Source organism: Rhodothermales bacterium (assembly GCA_041391505.1).
Lineage (GTDB): Bacteria > Bacteroidota > Rhodothermia > Rhodothermales > JAHQVL01 > JAWKNW01.
Genome location: JAWKNW010000043.1, coordinates 21863 through 29096, shown reverse-complemented (window position 1 = coordinate 29096; position 7234 = coordinate 21863). Strand labels below are relative to the sequence as shown.

Here is a 7234-nt window from a genome sequence, read left to right as displayed (position 1 = left end):
AGGCCGCCCGGCACCAGCAGGATCTGGCCGGCGAGGTCGCCGGCGAGCGCGCCCACGATGGCGCCCAGCGTCAGCAACAGCACGCCCAACGTGAAAGAGCCCAGGGCGAACGTATTCCGCAGCATGGAGCGCTTCGCGCTGTAGTCTCGATGCAGCATCCATTCAAGAAAGGCCCGATAGCGGCTCATCAGACGCGGCAGCCCCGTCGCGACGAAGCGATCGCCGATCGGCTTGAACACGCGCCGATGCAGAATCATCAGGGTCGGGATGCTCACCCCCAGCACGACGAGCGTCTTCCAGTTTGCGATGCCGATCACCACGCCCGTGAGGATCACGAGAACCGTAGCCGCAATCCGTGACGCACGACGCATCGGCGGCGATTCCTCGTTTTCCAGCCGCGCAAAGATGCCCGTGATGACCGGGTTGATGACGATGGCCACAAACAGCGAACTGATCAGCGTCACGATCAGGGTCAGCGGCAGGTAGCTCATGAACTCGCCGATCAAGCCGGGCCAGAAGAGCATCGGGGCAAATGCCGCAACCGTCGTTGCCGTCGAGGCCACCACCGCCGCGCCCACCTCACCCGTGCCGAGCCGGGCCGACTCGAAGCGCGAGTGACCCATCTCCCGGTATCGGTAGATGTTTTCGATGATCACGATCGCGTTGTCGACGAGCATCCCCAGCGCGATAATGAGGCTGAACAGGATGATGAAGTTCAGCGTGTAGCCGAGCGTCTGAAACAGGATGAACGAGATGAACATCGAGAGCGGGATCGCGATGCCCACGAGGAACGCGTTCCGTACGCCCAGGAAAAACAGCAGCACGGCCACGACGAAGATCAGACCGCTGATGATGTTGTTTTCCAGGTCCTTGAGCATCGTCTTCACGTAGACGCTCATGTCGCCGGTGATCACATACTCCGTCCCGGCGGGGAAGGGAAACGTCTCCATCGTTTCGTCGATGTTCGCGACCGTATCCAGAATATTGGCCCCCGAGCGCTTTTTGACGCTGAGGCTGACCACCTGGAGCGTGGACAACTCCTCGTCGGACAACGGCTCGAACTCGCCTTCCTCGTTTTCCTGCTGATACACTTCCAGACGCGAATACGAGCTGCGATCCTTGAAGCCGAACTTGACGTCGGCCAGATCGCGCACGTAAATCGGCATGTCGCCCGGGGCCTTGACGACGAGGTTGTTCAACTCGTCGGGCGTTTCGATCTCCCCGTTGACGCGGACCAGGTAGTTCGCGCGGTCGACGTCGATCGAGCCGCCCGGGATATTCGTATTCTCCTCCTGGATGGTCTTGACCACGTCCGAGAACGTCAGGTTGTAGGCCTTGAGCGCATTGAGGTCCACGTTGATCTGGACTTCCCGCTCGAGCCCGCCGATCACGTCGACGTTGAGCACGCTCGGGATGGTCTCGATCTCGTCCCGAAGATCCTCGGCCACCTCCTTGAGGCGCGCGAGCGAGTAGCCGGCGGCCAGGTTGATGGTCATGATCGGCATCTGCTGCGTGTCGATCTCGCTGACGAGCGGCTCCTCCGTTTCGGTGGGCAGCTCCGCCTTCGCGATGTCGACCTTGTCGCGCATCTTCTGGAACGCGTCGTCGATCGACACATCCGGATCGAACTCCACGATCACCGTCGAAACGCCCTCGGTCGACGACGAACGGATCTCCTTGATGCCGTTGATGCCCTGGACTTCCTGCTCGATCCGCTGCGTCACGAGGGATTCGATGTCGTCCGGACTCGCTCCGGGATACACCGTCGTAACCACGATCTGCGGGATTTCGATCGACGGCTGCGCTTCCTTCGGGATCGTCTTGTAGCTCAGGATGCCGCCAAAGGTCAGGAGCGCGGTCAGCACCAGAATGCTGGTGCGGTATTGTATGGCTAGGTCGGTTATTCGCATACGTATGATTCCGGTAAACGACGCCGGCTGATTTCGTGGGTGATCTCGGGTGCTTCGCTATTCGGCCGAAGTCAGCCGCGTTGTTGTACTCGTCGTGCTGTTGACGACCTCCACGGCGTCGCCCTCGGTCAGGTTTTGCTGGCCCAGGATCACGACTTCCTCGCCGGCCGCGACGCCTTTCGTCACCACGACGTACCCGCCGTACGACGACCCCAGCTCCACTTCGCGGCGACGCGCGATGCGCAGGTTGCCTTCGCGCTCGACGACAAACGCCCCGTAGCCCGATTCGTCGAGCAGCACGGCGTTCTGCGGCACGACCAGCACGTCTTTCAGGACGTTGCGTGTCACGTACAGGCGCAGGCTCATCGCCGGCTTGAGCAGCCGCTCGGCGTTGTCGACACGGATCTCGATCGGGAACGTGCGGCTGTCCGGATCGATGGCGCTGCCGACAAAGCTGACCTCGGCGGTAAACCGCTGGCCGCCGTACTGGTCGAGCGCCACATCCACGCGCGTGCCTTTCGCGATGTCGTTCGCATACCGTTCGGGCACGCCGGCGGCGATCTTCACGGATTGCGTATTGACGATGCGCACGATCGGCGTCCCGGTCATCACCTGTTCGCCCAGCTCGGCCATGTAGTCCTCCACGAGGCCGCTGAACGGCGCGACGACGCGCGTGTTATCCAGCTGCTCCCGGATTTGCGCCAGACCCGCCTCGGCCTGCCGCATCTGGGCGGCGGCCTGCGCGAACTGGGTGCGCACCTGCTCGTACTCGTTGGCGCTGATGATCGAATCCTGGAAGAGCGGCGTCTGGCGATCGTAGGTGTCCTTCGCCAGGTTGTGCTGTGCTTTCGCGACATCGTATTGCGCCTGCGCCTGCAGGAAGGCGGCGTGCAGCAACGTCGAGTCGATGCGCGCCACCACCCCGCCGCGCGGGATGTACGCGCCGCGCTCGGCGCGGTAGATCAGCGAACCGACGGCCTGGGCCGAAAGCACGGCGTCGTTGGTTGCCTCGACGGCCCCGTTGATCTCGATCACATCCTCGAAGGAGGTCGGCGAAACGACGAGGGTTTCGATCCGCGTGCTGCGCACGGCGGTGATGGCGCCGGACGCGGCCGACTCCTCGCCGGCCTGATCGCCGGCGCAGCCGAACGCAAACACCGCGATCAGCGCCAGGGTGATGACGGGAACGAACTTATACGTAAAAAACGGACGTGTCATAGGTCGCATGAATCTCGTAAACAAACGCATGAATCAGTGAGGCCGGAATTCACTCGTGAAGTCGGGCGGCCGCGAGGTTCAGTTCCGCGGAGTCGGCGAGCGGCATGCCGACGGCGGTTTCGAAGGCGCTACGCGCCCGCAAGTAGTCATGGATGGCCTGCAGATGGTTGAGCCGGCTCTGATCGAGCTGATCGGAAGCCGTCCGCACCTCGAGCGGCGTCGCGACGCCTTCCCCGAGCCGCTTCTCTGCAAACGCGTAGTTCAGCTCGGCCCGCTCGATGTTGCGCTCCTGGCTGGCGATTTGCAGACGGGCGGCCTCCAGGTTGCGCAGCGCCATGGCTACTTCCTGACGCAGCCCCTGCACCCGCTGCTCGAGCTGTACATCCATCCGATCCGCGGCGATCTGAATCTGCTGGGCCCGATACTTCGTCTGGAACCCGTCAAAAATCCGCCACCGCAACTGCACCCCGACGCTGACCGCCGGATTCCAGTAGCCTTTGCTGAAATACGTATTCTGTCCCTGCGTGAACGTGAAGGGGTCGTTGGGATCCGTGATCACATAGGTCCGGTTGCTCGGGACGTTGCCGATGTAATTCAGGTTTGCGAACGCGCTCAGCGTGGGGAGGTAACCGCTCCGCGTCACGCGGGCGTTGATCTGCTGCAGCTTGATGTCCTGCTTGACCTGCTCCAGGTCGGGCCGGTGTTCGATGGCCAGCAGCACCGCATCGTCCATCGACACGGTCTGGAAGTCGCCATACGAGGCGGCCCGCAGCTCGCCCACGAGCCGCACGGGCTGATCGACGGGGATCCCGATCACCATCTTGAGCTGATCGAACGCATTCTGCGCCTGGTTCTGCGTTTGCAGGTAGGCCGTTTCCAGGTTCGCCAGCTCCACCTCCATACTCAGACGCTGGAATTTGGGCGTGACGCCCTGCGAGACCTGCCGGGCGATTTCTTGCAGGGAGCTGCTCGTCCGCGATACGCTTTCGCGCGCCACGTCGACCGATTCCTGCGCGAGCAACGCCTGGTAGAAGGCGGCGCGGACGTCGTCGATCAGCACCTGCTCCTGCCGCTTGAGCCCGTACTCGCGGCTCGTCTGCAGATACCGCGAGGCGCCGCGAACGGCGATGAAGGCGCTGAAGTCGAAAATGGGCTGCGAGATGGTGATGCCCGAGACGTACTGGTTGGGGACGAAAAACGGATTGCTCCCGCCGCCGAGCGAGATGCCGGCGCGGTCCAGTCCGTCCTGCTGGCGATCGAAGAAATCCGTGAAGGTCAGCGGATCGGTGCCGGCATCGTCGTCCGTGCGGGCGCGTTCGTTGTACGCCAGCCAGTCGACAAAGCCGAGCGACGAAAACAGGTTGCCCGCCGAGCTACCCGAGAACGGGTTGGCGCTTTTCAGATTTCGGGTGTAGCTGCCGCTGACATCGACCTGCGGGTAGAGGCGGCCGTAGCCTTCCTTGACCTGGGCGCGGGCTTCATCGACGCCGAGGCGGGCATCCCGCATGGCGTAATTGTTTATGTAGGCGATCTGCAGGGCCTCGTCGAGCGAGAGCGCCACTTCCTGGGCGGCGACCGAGGCCGGCTGAAGGGCCGGCTGCGCAACGGAAGGGAGAACACCTGTCGCGCCGGCGACCAGCATCAGCGCAACCACGCGTAGCACGTGCATACGTGGGTATGACATAGAATCGAAGCGATTTATGAGGTAAAGACAAGCCCCGCTTACAGGCTGAGACCGTCCATGAGGAGATGAGTCAGGAAGCCGGCGGCGGATTCCGGTGACGACGCGCGATCCAGACCGTCCGCCAGCAACAGGTGTACCTGCAACCCCTGGATATTTCCCTGAATCATGTGCGCGGCCGCCTTCGCGTCGATTGGACGGACGTGGCCCGCATCAATGGCCAGCTGGATCGGCATCGTAAGGGCATTGACGACCCGCTCCTGCTGCTTCCGGAAATAACAGGCGTGTTCTTCATGCTCGCCAAAACACATCCGGTGTGCTTCCTTGACGAGAATCAGAAAAAGCTCCTTGTCGTGTAGATAAAACGTCAGGCATGACAACGTATAGTCATAGAGCCCCTGACGAAACGTTTTCTCTTTTTCGCGAACCGGCCGGAACGATGCCTCGACGAGCTGCTCCATGTCGTCGTAAAAGGCATCGAATATGGCGAGCAGCATCCCTTCCTTCCCGCCCTCGAAATAATTGTAGAGGGTTCCTTTTCCGAATTCGGCGCGGCGGGCGATGTCGTCCAACTTGGCCCGCCCAAAGCCTTTTTCGGCAAATTCGGCACGCGCGGCGGCAAGTATCGCCTCACGGCGCAACCGGCGCTCGCGTGCACGTCGGGATGTAGGTACCTCCATGGTGGCTCGGCTCTCGATAAAAAAGTGACTCATCAGTCAGATTTTGACCAGTACGTCAACACCGGGACAGAGATTCACCCCGCGCATTAAGAAACGGTAAAGAGTCCGCCGGCCGGGCCCATAAAAAAGCGCCCGGCTCTTTTGAGGAGCCGGGCGCCCTTTGCAACCAGAGGAGATTCAACCAAACGCACTGAATAATACAGACAATACGGCGACTTGTCAATACTTATTTTAAGTTAATACAATCTTAACCTTAATACTTAACACATAACTGGCCATATCCTTAAATATAAAAAACCTTATCGATCATCCGGCCGCACAAAAAAACCGCCTGCGACTCGAAGGCGGCAGGCGGTTTTTGGATACCGATCGTTGCGGATGGAAACGACTCGAATCAATTCGGAATCAGTTCGTTCAGGAGCCGCTCGTTGGTCGGAATCTGCTGGAAATGCCGGAGCAAAGCCTGCATCGCCTCGATGGGCGGCCGGCTGTTGAGCGCGCGGAACAGCTTGTGATGCTGCGCCACCTGATCCCCGAGCAGCAGCTCTTCGTTTCGCGTTCCGCTTTTCCGCAGGTTGATCGCCGGATAGATCCGCTTGTCGGCCATCTGCCGATCCAGCACGATCTCGGCATTGCCCGTCCCCTTGAATTCCTCGAAGATGACTTCATCCATCCGGCTGCCCGTTTCGATCAGCGCGGTGGCGATGATGGTGAGCGAGCCCCCGCTTTCGATGTTGCGGGCGGCGCCAAAGATCTTGCGCGGGATGGTCATCGCGCGCGAATCCAGACCGCCGGAAAGCGTTCGCCCGCTGCCGTCGACCCACAGGTTGAAGTTGCGCCCGAGACGGGTGAGGGAGTCGAGCAGCAGCACGACGTCCCGCTTCAGTTCGACGAGCCGCTTGGCGTACTCGAGCGACAGCGTCGACACGCGCACGTGGTTATCGGCTTCCCGATCGTTTGAGGAGGCGAACACCATCGCCGAGGTGGAACGACGGAAATCCGTCACTTCTTCCGGGCGCTCGTCGACCAGCAGGGCCACGAGCGACACCTCCGGATGATTCTTCGTGATCGATGCGGCGATCTGCTTGAGCAGGATCGTTTTTCCGGTGCGAGGAGGCGCCACGATCAGGGCGCGCTGCCCCTTTCCGATCGGAGCGGCCAGGTCGACCGCCCGCATCGAGAAATCCGTCGGCCCCGTGACCAGATTCAGCTTCTCGTCGGGATAGATGATCGATCCCGTCTCGAAATCACGGGTGCGTGCCCATTCTTCCGGACTGACGCCCATGACGGAGGTCACTTTTTCTACCTGCAGGTCGCCCTTACGACCCGGACGCAGGGTGCCTTCGAGGATGACGCCATCGCGCAAATTGAGTTTGCGAATCAGAGGCGGAGGGGCAAACGCGTCGTTCTCTCCTTTCGGCAGCTCGGGCCGCAATTCTCGGATGAACCCAAACTTCTTGTCGCCAATCAGCTCAAGTATACCACGGAACGGTATCTCTCCCATAAACGGTTAACTGGATCTAGTCACACAAAGTGAAAGTTGGCCCACACTCCAACCAGATTGGATCAGGCCAATTGTATACCAATCAGTAATCGGGACCTTGCCAGGCCGACACGGCCAGGCGTCACGAGGCCACCCTCGCAACATGGAATCCACGCGCAACGACCCGCATCTGCGCCATTCGCTACCCTCGGGCCGCGCCTTCAGGAGGCTTGCCGTACTCACCGGTGGGTGCACGTACGTG

Annotated in this window: 5 protein-coding genes; all 5 read right to left on the bottom strand. The window is 61.2% G+C overall.

Annotated elements, in window-relative coordinates; all coding sequences use genetic code 11:
- Positions 1–1910: efflux RND transporter permease subunit (locus R2834_23635; GenBank protein ID MEZ4703342.1), on the bottom strand; the 1910-nt coding region annotated here is incomplete at its 3' end.
- 57 nt (positions 1911–1967) lie between these two features.
- Positions 1968–3128, bottom strand: coding sequence for an efflux RND transporter periplasmic adaptor subunit (locus tag R2834_23630; protein MEZ4703341.1), 1161 nt, complete (start codon positions 3126–3128; stop codon positions 1968–1970).
- 49 nt (positions 3129–3177) lie between these two features.
- On the bottom strand, positions 3178–4812 hold the full coding sequence (locus R2834_23625; GenBank protein MEZ4703340.1) for a TolC family protein: 1635 nt from the start codon (positions 4810–4812) through the stop codon (positions 3178–3180).
- Positions 4813–4850: 38 nt separating this feature from the next.
- The gene (locus tag R2834_23620) at positions 4851–5489 is read right to left on the bottom strand and encodes a TetR/AcrR family transcriptional regulator (protein MEZ4703339.1); all 639 of its coding nucleotides are present in this window, start codon (positions 5487–5489) and stop codon (positions 4851–4853) included.
- Between the two features lie 394 nt (positions 5490–5883).
- Positions 5884–6993 carry a transcription termination factor Rho gene (gene rho / locus R2834_23615; protein ID MEZ4703338.1) on the bottom strand — a complete coding sequence of 370 codons (1110 nt, stop codon included), beginning with the start codon at positions 6991–6993 and terminating at the stop codon, positions 5884–5886.
- Positions 6994–7234 lie beyond the last annotated feature (241 nt).